Raw genomic sequence first — 15,139 nt, 5'->3', positions numbered from 1 at the left:
TCGCACGGACCGGCCCAGTCCCGGCTCGGCCCAGCCCAGGCCCGGCTCGGGGACGACGCTCCGCCGGGGAATCCCGCCATCGGCGCCCACCCCGACCGAACAACCACGTGACCTGCGTCACATCATCCGGAATCCATCCACCGGGACGACGTGCGGTCGGCGACTATTCAATGGCCTTCCCCTACCGATGATCTCGGAGGTCCAGAATGCCCGGCGACACGAACGCCCGTGGTTCCGGAGCGGAATGGCAGATCACTCCGGAATTCACCTTCACCGAGGCGGAGCGCACCGAACTCGAAAAAGCGCTCCTTACCGTCAACGCCAATCCCTACCGACTGTACGAGGCCCACAGGTTCCAGGTCGGACAGCTGATCGCGGAAGGGATGGTTCCCCATCGTTTCCGGGAGTACGTGGACTCCCTCGCGGACCGCGACCGTAGCGCCGAACCCGTCGTCCTACTCAAGAACGTGCCGTACGACCACGACGTTCCGTTATTCGACTTCGACGAGCCGGTCAAGTCCAAGTACGAACTCAAGAAAACCTTCGTCGCCGAGGGATTCCTCGCGCTCTTCGCACTGCTGGCGGATACACCGGCCATCGGGTACCGCAACGTCAACGACGGCGACGTCTTCCAGGACATCCATCCCAAGAGGTCCATGCGCTCCACCCAGTCGCAGAAGGCGCTGGACCGCATCCACTTCCACAAGGATCTCGCGAACCACTTCGTCCGGCCCGACGAGGTGTACATGGTGGGTATGCGCAGCACCCCGGAGAACGAGGTGTACACCTCCTTCGTCCGGAACGTCGACGTCATCGGCTCGTTCACCGAGGAGGAGCTGGAGATCCTGCGCTCCCCCGAGTTCCACACCCCCTTCGACGACCTCACCGTGATGGGCGGCTCACTCGAACTGGGCGAGGCCGAGCGGCACCCGATCATCGGAGGGGAGGACGACCTGCGGTACTTCGAGAACCGCACGGAGGGCGTGACCGACCGCGCCAGGGCTCTCGTCCCGAAGGTCACCGAGACCCTGCACGCCCTCAAACAGCGGGTGTTCGTCGGTCCTGGCGACTTCGTCATCACCTACAACAACCACACCGTGCACGCCAAGGAGGTCGTGACCGTCCGTGACCCCGACGCGCTGCGCAACCGCTGGATCATCAAGACCGTCAACGTCGACGACGTCGAGCCGCACCGGCGACACCTCATCGCGGGTACCAGTCATCTGGTGAACGGCTGACAACCGCCGTCCGGTCCGTGTGCGTCCAGCGGACCGGACGGCGCCGCACCGGCACGGCGGTGTGCCCGCGCTCAGGCACACGCGGCACGAGGCACAGGCGGCGGAGACACCGAAGGACTCGCGGCAGAAAGCGGAACACATGGCAACGCTGACCGAACTGGTCGATGAGGCCGTCCAGGCACATCCCGACGCCGTCGCGGTCGAGAGCCCCGAAGGGTCCCTCAGCTACCGGGAACTGCACGCCGCCTCCGGTGAACTGAGCGACGCGGTCGCCGCGTTGGGCGCCAGTACCGTCGCCGTCACCGGCGGGCGGGGGGCCGCCTGGGTGGTCGCGGTGCTCGCCGTCGCCCGGTCGGGCGCGCGGCTGGTCACCATCGACCCCGAACTCCCCGCCGCCCGACGCACGTTGATGCTCGCGGACAGCGGCGCCGACGCGACGCTCCGCGTCGACCAGGACGGTCACCACCTGTCCCCCCTCACCCCGCCGAACCCGACTCCATCCCCCGAGGGCGCCGAAGACCGACCGGCGGACGGCGGAGGCCAGCCGGACGCCCCTGGCGGGTACGTGTTCTTCACCTCCGGCACCACGGCCCGCCCCAAGGCGGTACTGGGGCGCTGGTCCGGGCTGGCCCACTTCGTCCACTGGCAGCGCGAGCGGTTCACGATCGGGCCGGGCGACCGGATCGCCCAACTCACCGGCGTCTCCTTCGACGTGGTGCTGCGGGAGCTGTTCACCCCGCTCATCGCCGGAGCCACCCTCTGCGTACCGCCCGTCGACGTGGCCACCCGCGCGGGCGGGGTGACCGGCTGGCTGCGGCGGGAGCGGATCACCGTGCTGCACGCGGTGCCCTCGCTCGCCGCGCGCTGGCTCTCCACCGCCGAGCCGCCTCCGGCGGCCGCCACGCCCGCCCCGACCGCCCCAACCACCCTCGGTTCGACGGACGTCGCACCACGACTGACCTTCTTCGCGGGGGAGCCGCTGACGGACACCCTCGTCTGGCGGTGGCGACAGCGCACGGGCGGCGGCCGCGTGGTCAACCTGTACGGCCCGACCGAGACCACGCTGGCGAAGTTCTGGCGGGAGGTGACGGAGCCGGTGCCCGGCGTCCAGCCCGTCGGCCGCCCGCTGCCCGGCACCGAGGTGCGGCTGGTCGACGGTGAGGTCTGGATCCGCACCCCCCACCGGTCACACGGCTACCTCAACGCGCCGGAGGAGCAGCGGACCCGCTTCGTCCCCGACCCCGGCGCTCCGTACCTCGCGGAGGCGGCGACAGCCCCGCCCGCCCCGCCAGCGGTACCCGGCCCGGCAGCGGCGAACGGCGCGGCGAGCGGAGGGGCCACGGCGGACGGTGACGACGACGGCCCGCACGGCGGCCCCCTCTGGTACCGAACCGGCGACGTGGGACACCTCGGCCCGGACGGGGAGTTGCGGCTGACCGGCCGGGTGGACTTCCAGGTGAAGATCAACGGCAACCGGGTCGAGCCCGAGGGCGTCGCGGCCGCGCTCCGCGCGCACCCCGCCGTGCACGACGCGGTGGTGGTGCCCCGGCGGCGGGCCGACGGTGCCCCCTACCTCGCCTGCGTCTACGCCGCACCCGATACCACTGGCGTGGAGGAGGTGCGGCAGTGGCTGGCCGAGCGGCTGCCCGCCGCGCAACTACCGTCCGTGCTGCGGCGCCTCGCCCAACTCCCCCTCACCGCCAACGGAAAGGTCGACCGCGCCGCGCTACCCCTCCCCCCGGACGGAACGGAGGCACCGCACACCCCGTCGGCCCCGCACGCCCCGGCCGCGCCGCACGGCACCACCACACCGCTTGACGGCATCGCACCGCATGACGCCACCGGAGCGTATGAACCGTTCGACGCCGCCGCGTTGGAGGTCTTCCGGCGAGTGCTGGCCGACCCCACGGCCACCGACGAGGCGGACTTCTTCGAGTACGGCGGCACCTCGCTGGACGCGGCGGTGCTCACCGTCGAACTGCTCACGGCCACCGGCCGGAGGTTGGAGCTGAGCGAGGTCTACCGGCTGCGCACGCCCCGCGCGCTCGCCACGGCGCTACGCGGCCGCGCGCCCGACCAGCCGGAGCCCATCCCGCACCGGCCGGAGTCCGAACAGCCCGCCGTGACGGGGCTGTCGCCGCAACAACGCCGGTACCGCGCCGTCTACCTGCCGCGAGTGAACCGCTCGTGGAGCAACATGCCCGCGCTGTTCCCACTCCCGGACGGCACCGAGGCCGACGGCGCGCGGGACGCGCTCAGCCGCGTCGTCGCCCGGCACGACGCGCTGCGCGGCCACTTCGTCCGCGTCGAGGGCGACGGAGCGGGGGAGGGCGACACCGACGGCGAGGGCGACGAACTGGCCCAGCACTTCGTGCCGTTGGACGCCGTGCGGGTCACCGTCGGCGACGTGGACCTGCGGGAGCTGCCGGAGGCCGAACAGAGCGCCCGCATCGAGGAGATGCGCGTGGCCGAGGCCAACTCCCCGATCGACATCGCCCGCTGGCCGCTCTTCCGGGCCACCCTGATCCGGCACCACGGTGCGCGGTCCACCCTGCTGTGGACGGTGCACCACATGGTGTCCGACGGCCACAGCCAGGGGCTGCTCCGTGACGAACTGCACCGGCTGCTCGGCCCGCACCACCCCGGCGTCCCCACCGAAGCCCAGCAAGACACCGGAGCCGCGACCGACACCGCGCCCCACCCACCCGCACACCCCAGCCCGCCGCTGCCCCAACTCCCCATCTCCTACCGGGACTACATCCGGTGGTGTGCCGAACGGCCCGCCGGACACAGCCTCGCCGCCCGGGACCACTGGCGGCGGGTCTTCGCGGAGCCGTACGACCGCCCGTTGCTGCCCGACCTGCCCGGCGTGCGGCAGCCCGCGCGCGGTACCGCGTACCAGTTCCCCGTCCCCGCCGAGCTGCTGGAGGAGGTCGGCGGATACTGCCGTACCCACGGCGTCACCGCCTTCTCCGTCTGCTTCGCGGCGTACGTCAACGCGGCCCACCGGCTGTTCGCCCGCGACGACCTGGTGGTCGGCACCCCGGCGGCGGGACGCGCCCGACCCGAAGTTCAGTCGCTCATCGGGAACTTCATCTCGCTCGTCGGGATCCGGCACCGGCGGGGGGAGACGGCCTCGTTCGACGGGCTGGTCCGGCTGCTCCAGGACCGCACCCTGGCCGCGATGGAACACCAGGACTACCAGTACGACCAGGTGATGGAGGACATCGGCGCCGCGCGCGACGACGACCGGTTCCCGCTCACCACCGTCTTCGTCTCCCTCGTGGACACCCCCGCCGGGCAGCGCGACAGCCTGGCCACCGCCGCCCACCGGGACCTCGGCTGCGAGGTCAAGTTCGACCTGATGGGATACCTGCGTCGCTGCGGCGAGGAGGCGCTCGCCCTTGATCTGCACACCCGCCAGGGCCTGTTGGACCGCCCGCGTCTGGAGTGGCTGCGCGAGGTCTTCCTGGACGAACTACGCTCCGGTCTGAAGGGGGAGGGGACCGTCTGATGCCGCAGCCGCCGCTCCACGTCCTGCTCGTGTGCAGCAGGCCCCGCCGCCCGTCTCCCGCGCTCCTCCAGCACCCCGCCATCGGTGAGTTGAGCGTGGTCACCGAATACGGACACGTGCACGACTACGGACCCGACACCGCCGTCGCCACCGTGCGGGACGTCAACGATCCGGAGGCCGTACGGCGGGCCGCAGCCCGGCTGTTCGCGCGGCGGCCCGCCGACGCGGTCCTCGCACCCTACGAGACGGGGCTGCCCGCCGCCGGATACGTCCGCTCCTACTACGGGCTGCCCGGTCCCGGCACCGAGACGGTCGGGCGCTTCACCAACAAACTCGCCATGAAGCGCCGACTCGCCACCGCCGGGCTGTCGTTGGCGCCGTACGTGGCGGCGCACAGCCCCCGGCAGGCCCGGGCGGCCGCCGCCGAACTCGGCTGGCCCTGCGTGGTCAAACCGGCCTTCGGCGGCGGCAGCAAGGGCGTCGCCGTGGTCGAGGGACCGGAGGCGCTGGAGCGGTACCTGGCCGCCGACCGGGCCCTGCCCGCCGGAACTCCGCTGCTCGTGGAGGAGTTCGTGCCGATGGCCGCCGAGTACCACTGTGACGCGGTCGTTGAGCGCGGCGAACCCCGGTTCGCCTGTGTCTCCCGGTACTTCGGACCGCCCCTCGGCCGTCCGGGAGCGCTGACCGGGTCCCGCCTGCTGCCCGGCGACCACCCCGAGCGCGCCGAACTCCTGGAGCTGCACCGCCGGGCCGTCACCGCGCTCGGCCTGGAGGACGGCGTCACCCACCTGGAGGTCTTCCGCACCGCCGACGGGGGCACCCTGCTCTCCGAGATCGCCTGCCGCCCGGCCGGTGGCCCCATCCCCGACATGATCGAGCACCGGTACGGCGTCGACCTGTGGGACACCCACGTCCGCTTCTCCCTCAGCCTGCCGTCCGAACTCCCGGTGGCACGACCGGAGTCCACCACCCACACCCTCAACGTGCTGCTGCCCGTACGGCCCGGCGTCATCACCGAACTCACCCCGGCGGCCGAGCTGTCGGCCCTGCCGGGGGTGCGGTCGGTGCGCATGCTGCACGCCGTCGGTGACCTCGTCCCCGAGGAGCTGTACTCCGCCTCGGCAACCGGCTTCGTGCACGCCGAGGTCGCCACGGACGCCGAAGTGGACGGCCTGCTCGCTGAGTTGGCGGGTCGCTTCACGCTGCGCACCAAACCCGTGGACGGCTCCCGGTGAACGGTGGCCGACCGCGCGTCTCCCTCCGGGACTACGTGCCCAGCACCGCCGCCGCCCGCACCTTCGCCTTCACCTCGTTCGTCAGCTCCGTCGGCACCGGTCTGTTCCTCGCCGGGTCGGCGGTCTTCTTCGTCCGCTCGGTGGGACTCAGCACCACCGAAGTCGGCCTGGCCCTGACGCTCTCCGCGCTCGTCGGGCTGGTGGCCACCGTGCCGGTCGGCGCGCTCACCGACCAGTGGAGCGCGCCCCGCGTGCTGGCCGGGCTCCAACTGTGGCGGATCGCCTGGCTGGTGGCCCTGGCGTTCACCACCGGCCCGGTGCCGTTCACCATCGTCGCCTCCGCCCTCGCCGTGGCCGACGGCGCGACCCCGCCGGTCATCCAGGCAGTCGTCGCCTCGGTGTCCGGGCCGGGCGACCGCCCCCGCACCCGCGCCATCATCCAGACCGTCCGCAACCTAGGCTTCTCCGCAGGGGCGTTGCTCGCCGCGCCCCTGCTGGCCGCCGACTCCACCTGGACCTTCCGGCTGCTCATGCTGGGCTACGCGGCGCTGGTCGTCCCCTCCGTGGCGCTGCTGCTGCGCATGAGCCCCCCGCAGCGGATCCACGCGGTCAGGCCCGGACTTCTGCGCGGCGTACGGGAGTTCCGGGACTGGCGGTACGGCCTGCTCACCCTCCTCAACGGCGTGCTGTGCCTGCACGTGACGCTGCTGTCGGTGGGGCTGCCGCTGTGGGCCCTGCGGACCGGCAGCGTGCCGGTCGGGCTGGTGCCCCTCCTCACCTTCATCAACACCGTGCTCGTCGTCATCCTCCAAGTCCCCCTGTCCCGGCGGGTGTCCGACCCCGGTGGCCCCGCGCGCGTCCTCCGGACGAGTGGGGTGTTCCTGGCCGCTTGCTGCCTGTTGCTGGCCCTGGTGGCCAACACCCCACCGCTGGCGGCCTCCACGCTGCTGCTGCTCGGCTGCGTGCTGCTCACCCTCGGCGAACTCAGCCAGTCCATCGGCGGCTGGGAACTCTCCCACCAGCACGCGCCGGAGGGACGCCACGGCACCTACCTCGCCGTCTTCGGCCTCAGCCTGAGCGGGCAGCGCATCGCCGGTCCCGCCCTGGTGACCGGTGTGGTCATCGCTGCCGGACCCTGGGGCTGGGTGGGGCTCGCCGCCCTCTTCGCCCTGGCCGCCGGGCTCACCCGCCCCTCCGTCCGCGCCGTGGAACGCCACCGGCTCCGGCAGACCCCGCCCACCGAACTCCCCGAACCCGCCCCGGGACACCGGGAAACCCGGGACGGCCGAGAAGCCCGAGAAGACCGAGAAACCCGGGAACAGCGGGAACAGCGGGAAGACCGCGACCGCGCTGGGCAACCAGTCGCGCGGCCCGGCCAGTTGGGGAAGGCCGAGCCCGTTGGACCGGAGGGCACGGACGGGACCGCGCGACCGGCCGAGCACGACCCACACGGCCGCCACAGCCAGTACGACCAGCGCAGCCAGCACGACCAGCGGAGCCCCCATGTCTGAGCCCCGGTACGCCAGCGATCCCACCGAACTCCCCGGCTGGGAGCACCTCGCGCGCCCGCACACCTTCTACGCCGGGGCGCCCTGGCTGCGGTTCGCCGACACCGACGGACTCGCCCGCTCCCACTACCTCTGCCTGCCCGGCACCGCCGCGCTCAGCGCGCACTGGACGGAACACGAGGTCAACGGCGGCTACCTCGCCCACCGGATGCTGCCCGGCGTCCCCGAGGGCCCCGCGCTCACCCTCGGCGGTCGACGCGGCTACCTCAGCGCCCCCCTGGCGCCCGAACCACCCGGCACCACCGGTCCGTTCAGCGGCGACGGGGATCCGCTTGCGCGGCTGGTGCGCGGCGCGCTGGAGCTCGAACCCCGAGCCGGGGGCCACTGGTGGTGGCCCTATCTGACCGGACCGGACGCCGCCCGGGTGCTGGCCGCCACCCGCGCCTGGCGGCCCCACGCCCGGCTGATCGGCGCCGACTGCCTGCTGGAGGTCCCGGACGGCGGCCTGGACGCGTACCTCGGCACGCTGCACAGCGCCCAGCGCCGCACCCACGTACGCCGCGAGATCCAGCGCTACGCCGGAAGCGGACTGCGGACCGAGCAATCCCATCTCCAGCCGTGGATCACTCAGTTGGGTCCGTTGCTCTCCAACGTCCAGCGCAAGTACGGGCACGACCACTCCCCCGGACAGATGACAGACCTGCTCCAGCGGCAGGCCGAGCACCTGGACGCGCGCTCCGTGGTCTTCCTCGCACTCGACCCGGCCGATCCCGATCGGCCCGTCGGCTTCTCGCTGGCCTACCGCCACGGCAGCGAACTCACCGTCCGCGTCGTCGGGTTCGCCTACGAGCGGCTGCGTGGCGCGGGGGAGTACGCCGAACTGGCCGTCCACGCACCCGTCCGCTACTGCCAGGAACACGGCCTCACCCGCCTCCACCTCGGCAAGGGCTCCTACGAGGCGAAGTGCCGCCGGGGTGCGGGAGTTCGCCCCCTCTGGGCCGTCTCCACCCTCCCCACCGCCGACGGCGGCCACCCGGACGGCGCCCGCCGTGGTGGAGTCGAGGACGTGCCCGCCGAACGGCTCGCGTTCGGACTGCTCGACCGGGACGCCGCCGCACTCCGCACCCGGACCGACGCCGAACTCGACGCGTTGCGCGAGGCGTTGGCGGCAGACTGAGCGTCCCCACCACCCGGTGCCCGTCCCGTTCGAGGCCACCCGGTGCCCGTCCCGTTCGAGCGAGGTCAGCGCCGGCCGTGCGGCGTCAGCCCCGGAAGACGGTGGTGCAGAGCAGGGTCTGGCCGTCGTTCACCGTCCAAGACCAGTACCGCGTCTGATCGCCCTGCGCCCGGCGGCAGTTGCTGGCGTCGGCGCCCGCCGGAGCCCGGTAGACCCCGGTGATATGCATGATCTGGTTGTACGGCTTCGGTACCCGGCTCCGCCGACAGTCCACGCTGGTCATCGAACCGAGGGTGATGCTGTCCCCGGACTGCGTGGCCAGCACGCAGTACCGCTCGTGGAAGACGCGGGTCAGGCAGAGCCGGATGGTCTCCCGCGTGCTGGAGGAGTAGTGGCTCCAACTGCCCTTGCCCGTCCCCGAGGGACAGGACGAACTCCCGGTGCCGCTCACCCGGACGATCGCCCGCCCACTGGAACAGGGAACCGACGGCGGCGGCCGACTGGCGCTCCAGTCGAACGAGTTGCCGCCCCGCCCGGTGTCGTACACCGGCAGGCAGTCACCGACCGACACCCGCTGGAACGCCCGCGTGGTGGCGTCGGGACGGGGCGGCTCAGGCGTGTCCCGGTCGGTGTCGGCCGCGTCTCCGGTTGACCCACCCGTCGAACCGCTGGAGGAGGTCCCCCCGGTGGAACCGCCGCCGTCGCTGGAGCCGCCGGTGGACATCCCGGCCGACGTGCCGCTGGAGGAGGCGGTCCCGCTGCCGCTGGTGGAGGTGGAGGACGACGTCCCCCCGGAGTCACCCGCCTCGGAGCCCGCGCTGTCCTGGTTCCACGGCTGCCAGAGGATCACCGCGATAGCCAGCAGCACCACCAGCGCCACGCCCGCCCCGCCCCCGCCGGAACCGCCCGTGGACGGCCTCGACGGCGTGGCGGGGGTCCGGGAGGAGGACGGCGAACCGCCGGAGGAGGACGAGGACCCACGGGACGAGCCGCTGGAGCCCGCCCCTCTCCGCGTCGCACTCCGCGACGAGGAACCGGAGGAACCGCCCCGCCCACCGGTGCCCCGCGACGAACCGCCCCCGGCCGCATCGCCGTTGGTGTCTCCCCGCCCGGAAGCCCCGGCGTTGGCCCGTCCACGCCCGGAAGTCCCGCCGTTGGAGGTTCCGCCACGGGACGACGAACGACCCGAAGAGCCCGCGCGGGCCGAGGAGTTGCCCGAAGCTCCCCGTGACGATCCGGAGCCCTGCCCGGAACCGGAGCCCGAACCCTGACCGGAACGCGAGCCCGAACCCGATGAGGATCCGCCGGAGCGTCCTGACGGTCCTGTCGGACCCGTGGACCGCGGGGATCCGGAACTCCCGGTCCCTGGCCCGGAGTCGGCGCTCGTCCCGCGCCGTGCCTCGCGCTCCCGCTCCGCGCGTTCCCGCTGCTCGCGCTCCAGTTGCTCCCGTTCCAGACGGCGCCGCTCCTGCCGCTCCTCACGCAGCTGCCGCGCCCGGGCCTGCGCGTTCCCCCGGTCGACGTCGTCGGCGTTCCGGAACTGCCCGGATCCCGCACGCCCACCGAACGACGAGCCAGCCCACTGCTGTTCACCCCGTCGGCGTCCCGGTCTCGGGCCGCCCGCACCCTGGTTCCCGTTACCTTCCGGAGCGTCCCGCCGCTCACCGTCGCCCCGCCGCTCGCGCTCCGCGCGCGCCCGCTCTCCGGCGTCTCCGGGGGTTCCCGTATCGCCGGTGGCCCCCGTGTCGGCCGTGGTTCCCGTCTCGCCGGTAGCACCGGCGCCCCCGGTGGCGGCTCGTTGGCCCGCGTCGCCCCGTGGCACCGTCGGTCCGTCCTGCCCTCGCGCCTCCGGCGGCAGAACGTCGGTGTACTCGCGGGTCGGTCCGGTACCCGGTGGCGGTGGCGGCGTCTCCCGCACCACCGTGACGGCCTCCGCGCCGCCCTCCTCGCGGAGCGTCCGCCCCTGCTCCGCGTAGGTGTCGATCAGGGTCACCCACTCCGGCGGAAGCCAGTGCGCGGCCTGCCGCGAACTCGCGGTGCCCTCCAGCAGGCTGGCCGACTGACGCAGCAACTCCCCAGGTTCCGGGCGGTGTTCGGGGTCAAGAGCCAGACAGGGCCGGATGAGCGGCGCGAGCCGTCTGGGCAGCCCGGTGAGGTCGACCTCCCCCTGCTGTACGAGCGTGAGCAGCCGCAGCGTCTCGACGTTCTCCTGGTAGGGCGGACGGCCCACGGCCAGGTAGAAGAGGGTCGCGCCCAGCGAGTAGACATCCGACTTCGCGGTGGAGTTCTCACCGCGCGCCTGCTCCGGCGAGACGAACGCGATGGTGCCCAGGGTGAGCGTGGTCTGGGTGACGTCCCGCGCGTGCGAGATCCCGAAGTCGATGACGCGTGGGCCGGTGGCGGGCAGCATGATGTTCTGCGGCTTGAGGTCCCGGTGGAAGACGTCCTCGCGGTGCAGGAGCACCAGCGCCTCCGCGACGCCCGCCGCGATCCAGCGCACCGCGCGGTTCTTCAACGGCCCGGCGTCGCGCACCAGTTCGGCCAGCGAAGGGGCGGCGATGAACTCGATGGCCATCCACGGCCGTTCGGCCTCCGGCGCGGCGGCGAGCACCCGGGCCGTCCGGTCGCTGTCGATCCGCCGCGCGAGTGCCACCTCTCGGGTGAACCGGCGCCGGTCGACCGCGCTGACCTCGCCCTCGGCAAGCAGCGTCTTCACCGCCACCAGCGAACCGTCCACGGTCGACCGCGCCAGGTAGATCCGGCCCATGCCGCCCACGCCCAGGCGGCCGAGCAGCCGGTACGCGCCGAGCCGTTCCGGGTCGTCGCCCTCCAGCAGCCGGATCCTCATGCCTGCCATGCCCTACCACCCTCCCCCGAGCCTCCACACCGGGCGGCGGAACCCGCCCGGGCCGCGGAGGCTGAGCGTCCGCCCCCGGTGGCTCCCGGACGTCACGGGAGAGTACGGAGAGCGGAGCCAGCACCAGTGCGGACACGGTGGGGGACGAGTCCACCGCTACCGTTGGTTCCGCCCGCCTGTCCGGAGCCCATCCCCAATCTTCGTTGTACACAGGGAAGTTGGGTGGCATGGCGGTCTCCGCTCCCGCCTCCGGTCCTGCTCCGTGAGCATCCTGACACAGCACGTACCCACCGACCAGGCTCGCGCCGCCGTCGTCTCACCCCACCCCGGCCTCCCCACCGGCCGCGCGCCGGGCCCGCCGGGCGTGCGACCTCCCTCACCGGACGGAGGGCGGCGCGGTGTTCGCGCGGCACCCGGAGCAGGGTGGCGCCGTGCCCCAACCGCAGTGTGTGGCAGCCTCGTTCGCGACGACCACGGGTGGCGGAACGCTGCCGGCCGCCCGGCGCGGAGCACCCCGCCGAACCCACCGCCCGGCGGCTCAACTGCTCAGCGGCTCAGCGGCGCGCGCGCCACAGCCAGATCGCGCCGAGCACCGGGAACGCCAACTCGGCGGTGGCGAGCAGACGTTGCGGCGTCAGCCCGCCCGGGTCGACGAAGTACGCGAGCATCGCCAGCACCACGGGCCCCACGAAGGTCAGCAGGGTGCCGACGGCCTTCTGCCACGTCGCCCAGCGGGGCGAGACCCACAGCAGCACCAGTCCGGCGAGCCGCGCGAGCGCCCCGAGCGGCACCCAGACGATCGCCAGCGGAAAGGCCAGCGCCAGCGCGAGCACCACCGCCAGCGGCGGGATCTCCCGCCCGTCCTTCGACCCGGCCGTCGGCCCGGCCGCCGGGCCAGCCACCGAGCCAGCCACCTGGGACGCCGCCGCCGGGGAGGTCCCGGCGTCCTTGCCGGGCGCGGGGTTCTCGGGGGCCTCGGGGGTCGTGGGGGTCGCGGGGGTCGCGGGGATGGCGTCGGCGTCCGGCTCCTCGGCGGCGCCGGAGGGCGCCCCGGTCTCGCGGAGCACCGTCGCCACGATGGTGCGCGGGTCACCGAGTTCCCGCAGCACCTCCTCGACCGCGTCCGGCCGTTCGTCGAGTGCCGCCTCAATGTGCTCGGCGAGGTCGGCGCGCAGTTCCTGGCGGCGCTCCGGGGCGAGGGCCGAGGCTTCACGCTCGACCGCCGCGAGGTAGTTCTGGATCTCCGTGCGCTCGGCGGCCTTCACGCGGTTCCTCCGATGTCCTGGTCGCGCCGCTCGTCCGGCGCGAGAAACTGGTCGACGGCGTCCCGGAATCCGGGCCGGATCCGCTCGCACTCCGTGAGCGCGGCCCGGCCCGTCCCGGTCAGCGCGTAGTAGCGCCGGGGCGGCGGCCCGGAGGGTGACTCCCGCCTGTCGGTGGCGACGAGTGCGTCCCCGCGCAGCCGCGCGAGCAGCGGGTACACGGTGCCCTGGCCGGTCGCCAGCGCCCCGCTGTTCCCGAGTTCGCCCAGCGGCTCGACGGCGTACCGGAGCCGGTCACGCAGCGGGGCCAGCACGCAGAACTCCCTTACGTCCTTGCGTAGTTGGCTTTCCACCTTGCTCACGTCACGGGCGCTGTCCCGCCCGCCCGCCGGTTCCACGCCTGACACGCTACCTGGCAGTGCCTGTCCGGCCCGATGGCCCGTCCCACCGTTCCGAGGGCTTCCCGTCCGCCCTCGACCCCGGCCCCCGTCACCACCCGCCACCGCCGTCCGCCGCCCGCCCCCCGGCACCCGGCACCCGGCATCCGCGCGCCCTCGTGCCCTCGTGCGACACCGGACGCGCGGCCCGGGCGGTCAGAGGTCCCACGCCGACCGGCTTGACCCTGACCCGACGGGAGCCTTGACGATCCGGGGCATGAACGAGTTCACCAGCCCCGTCCCCCTGCCCGCCCTCGACGCGACGCCCCCGGAGATCTACCGGGGGTTCTACGGCATGCCGATGTTCTGCATCGTGCCGACCGACGACCTCGCCGCCTCGGTCGACTTCTGGACCCGGGGCCTCGGGTTCATCGACCTGTTCACCATCCCCGGCCAGGTGACCCACCTGCGCCGCTGGGCCTTCCAGGACGTGCTCCTCGTCCCCGGCGAGGCGGCGGCCACGGCATCCTCGCTGAGCGTCAACATCGCCTGCGTCCTCCGTGAGATCGACGAAACCGCGGCCCGCTGCGCGGAGTTGGTGCCCGGGTGCGTGAGCGCCCCCGAGGAGAAGCCGTGGAACTCCGTCGAACTGACCGTCGTCACGCCCGAGAACACGCGGGTCGTCCTGACGGCGGCCCGGCCGATCGACCCGGACAGCGCCCTCGCGGACGACCTGCGCTCCGTGGGCTTCACCATCCCGGCGTCATGAGAAGGACCGAGGCGTGGCGGCCGCCGTCGACGGACCACACCCGGGCCATCCCGTGGCCCGGCGTGGCCGCCCGCCTCCGGTCAGTCGCCCCCGCCGCCCCGCACGGTCCCGGCGAGCGCGCGCGGCAAGGCCCCGTCCGAGTGCGCGACACTCGACCGATGAGCAGCGAGACCCCCCGGCCGACACCGGACGCCGAAGCGGTGTACACCGAAGCGGTGGACGACGAGGCAGCGGACGACGGCCGGCCCCGTTCCGGCGGTCTGACGGTCGGCCGCGCCGCCGCGCTCCTCGGCGTCAGCGTGAAGACGCTGCACCACTGGGACGCGGTGGGGCTGGTACGCCCCGGAGAACGCACCGGCGGCGGCTACCGGGTGTACGCGCACGAGGACATCACCCGGCTCTTCCGGGTCCTCGTCTACCGCGAACTCGGCTTCCCACTGGCCGAGATCGGGCGGCTGCTCGACGACCCGGACACCGAGCCGCGCGAGCACCTGCGCCGTCAGCGCGCTCAGCTGGCGGAACGCCTCACCCAGCTCCAGTCGACGCTGGACACGGTGGACCGCATGCTGGAGACCTCGGACGCGGGGCTGCGGCTGACCCCGGAGCAGCAGGTCGAGATCTTCGGCGCCGACTGGCAGCCCTCCCGGGTCGAGGAGGCCGCGGAGCGCTGGGGCGGCACCGCCCAGTGGGCCCAGTACGCCGAGCGGGCCGCTCAGCGCACCCCCGAGGAGTGGCGGGAGGTCGCCGCCACCACCGAGGCGCTGCACACCGAACTCGTCGCCGCCAAGCGATCCGGGCTTCCCCCGGGCTCCGAGGAGGCCCGGGGTCTGGCGGAGCGGCACCGTCTACTGATGTCCGGCTACTTCGACTGCACCCACGCGATGCAGGTGTGCCTGGGCCGGATGTTCGTCGAGGACCCCCGGTTCGCCGACTACTACGACGGGCTCGCCCCGGGCCTCGCGCGCTGGCTGCGGGACGCGATCGACGCCAACGCCCGGGCGCACGGCGTCAGTCCACACACCGCACGCTGGGAGTAGCCGCCGCCGGGCCGGTCGTCGGCGCGAACCAGGGGGCGGTGGACCCGTGCTCAGACGGCCTCCGTGCTCCGGGGGCACCGGCACGTCGGAGGGTACCGGGGGCGCCGGAGGGCTCCGACTCCCGAGCCGGGCGCGGCCCGGGAGGGAGCGCGGCCCGGGAGGGGC

General features: G+C 73.4%; 10 protein-coding genes. 7 read left to right on the top strand and 3 right to left on the bottom strand.

Features of this window, described 5'->3' with window-relative positions:
• Positions 1-206 precede the first annotated feature (206 nt).
• The 5 genes from E0L36_RS18795 to E0L36_RS18775 all read left to right on the top strand — a co-directional run bounded on the left by E0L36_RS18795 (position 207) and on the right by E0L36_RS18775 (position 8,672).
• A complete protein-coding gene (locus E0L36_RS18795) occupies positions 207-1,238 on the top strand; it encodes a hypothetical protein (RefSeq protein WP_180930293.1) in 1,032 nt (343 codons plus the stop codon).
• A 139-nt stretch (positions 1,239-1,377) separates the two neighbouring features.
• Positions 1,378-4,752: a non-ribosomal peptide synthetase gene (locus E0L36_RS18790; protein ID WP_180930292.1), complete on the top strand. Its 3,375-nt coding sequence runs from the start codon at positions 1,378-1,380 to the stop codon at positions 4,750-4,752.
• Positions 4,752-5,987, top strand: coding sequence for an ATP-grasp domain-containing protein (locus E0L36_RS18785; RefSeq protein ID WP_180930291.1), 1,236 nt, complete (start codon positions 4,752-4,754; stop codon positions 5,985-5,987). The genes E0L36_RS18790 and E0L36_RS18785 overlap by 1 nt, the downstream gene beginning before the upstream one ends.
• On the top strand, positions 5,984-7,498 hold the full coding sequence (locus tag E0L36_RS18780; protein ID WP_180930290.1) for an MFS transporter: 1,515 nt from the start codon (positions 5,984-5,986) through the stop codon (positions 7,496-7,498). Before E0L36_RS18785 ends, E0L36_RS18780 begins: the two co-directional genes overlap by 4 nt.
• On the top strand, positions 7,491-8,672 hold the full coding sequence (locus E0L36_RS18775) for a GNAT family N-acetyltransferase (RefSeq protein WP_180930289.1): 1,182 nt from the start codon (positions 7,491-7,493) through the stop codon (positions 8,670-8,672). Before E0L36_RS18780 ends, E0L36_RS18775 begins: the two co-directional genes overlap by 8 nt.
• A gap of 85 nt (positions 8,673-8,757) precedes the next feature.
• On the opposite strand, the gene E0L36_RS27790 is transcribed toward E0L36_RS18775, so the two are convergent.
• The 3 genes from E0L36_RS27790 to E0L36_RS18760 form a co-directional block, all read right to left on the bottom strand.
• A complete protein-coding gene (locus E0L36_RS27790; RefSeq protein WP_180930288.1) occupies positions 8,758-11,529 on the bottom strand; it encodes a serine/threonine-protein kinase in 2,772 nt (923 codons plus the stop codon).
• A 554-nt stretch (positions 11,530-12,083) separates the two neighbouring features.
• Positions 12,084-12,794 (bottom strand): hypothetical protein, encoded by a 711-nt coding sequence (locus tag E0L36_RS28290; RefSeq protein ID WP_180930287.1) that lies wholly within the window; start codon positions 12,792-12,794, stop codon positions 12,084-12,086.
• Positions 12,791-13,189 carry a PadR family transcriptional regulator gene (locus E0L36_RS18760; RefSeq protein WP_374705557.1) on the bottom strand — a complete coding sequence of 133 codons (399 nt, stop codon included), beginning with the start codon at positions 13,187-13,189 and terminating at the stop codon, positions 12,791-12,793. The genes E0L36_RS28290 and E0L36_RS18760 overlap by 4 nt, the downstream gene beginning before the upstream one ends.
• 256 nt (positions 13,190-13,445) lie before the next feature.
• On the opposite strand from E0L36_RS18760, the gene E0L36_RS18755 reads away from it, so the two are divergent.
• Together E0L36_RS18755 and E0L36_RS18750 are read left to right on the top strand one after the other, a co-directional pair.
• The gene (locus E0L36_RS18755; protein ID WP_180930286.1) at positions 13,446-13,937 is read left to right on the top strand and encodes a VOC family protein; all 492 of its coding nucleotides are present in this window, start codon (positions 13,446-13,448) and stop codon (positions 13,935-13,937) included.
• Positions 13,938-14,095: 158 nt separating this feature from the next.
• Positions 14,096-14,974: a MerR family transcriptional regulator gene (locus E0L36_RS18750; RefSeq protein WP_180930285.1), complete on the top strand. Its 879-nt coding sequence runs from the start codon at positions 14,096-14,098 to the stop codon at positions 14,972-14,974.
• Positions 14,975-15,139: the final 165 nt, after the last annotated feature.

Source organism: Streptomyces sp. AJS327 (assembly GCF_013450295.1).
Lineage (GTDB): Bacteria > Actinomycetota > Actinomycetes > Streptomycetales > Streptomycetaceae > Streptomyces.
Note: the sequence above shows the minus strand (reverse complement) of the source record. Positions and strands in the feature narration are given on the sequence as shown.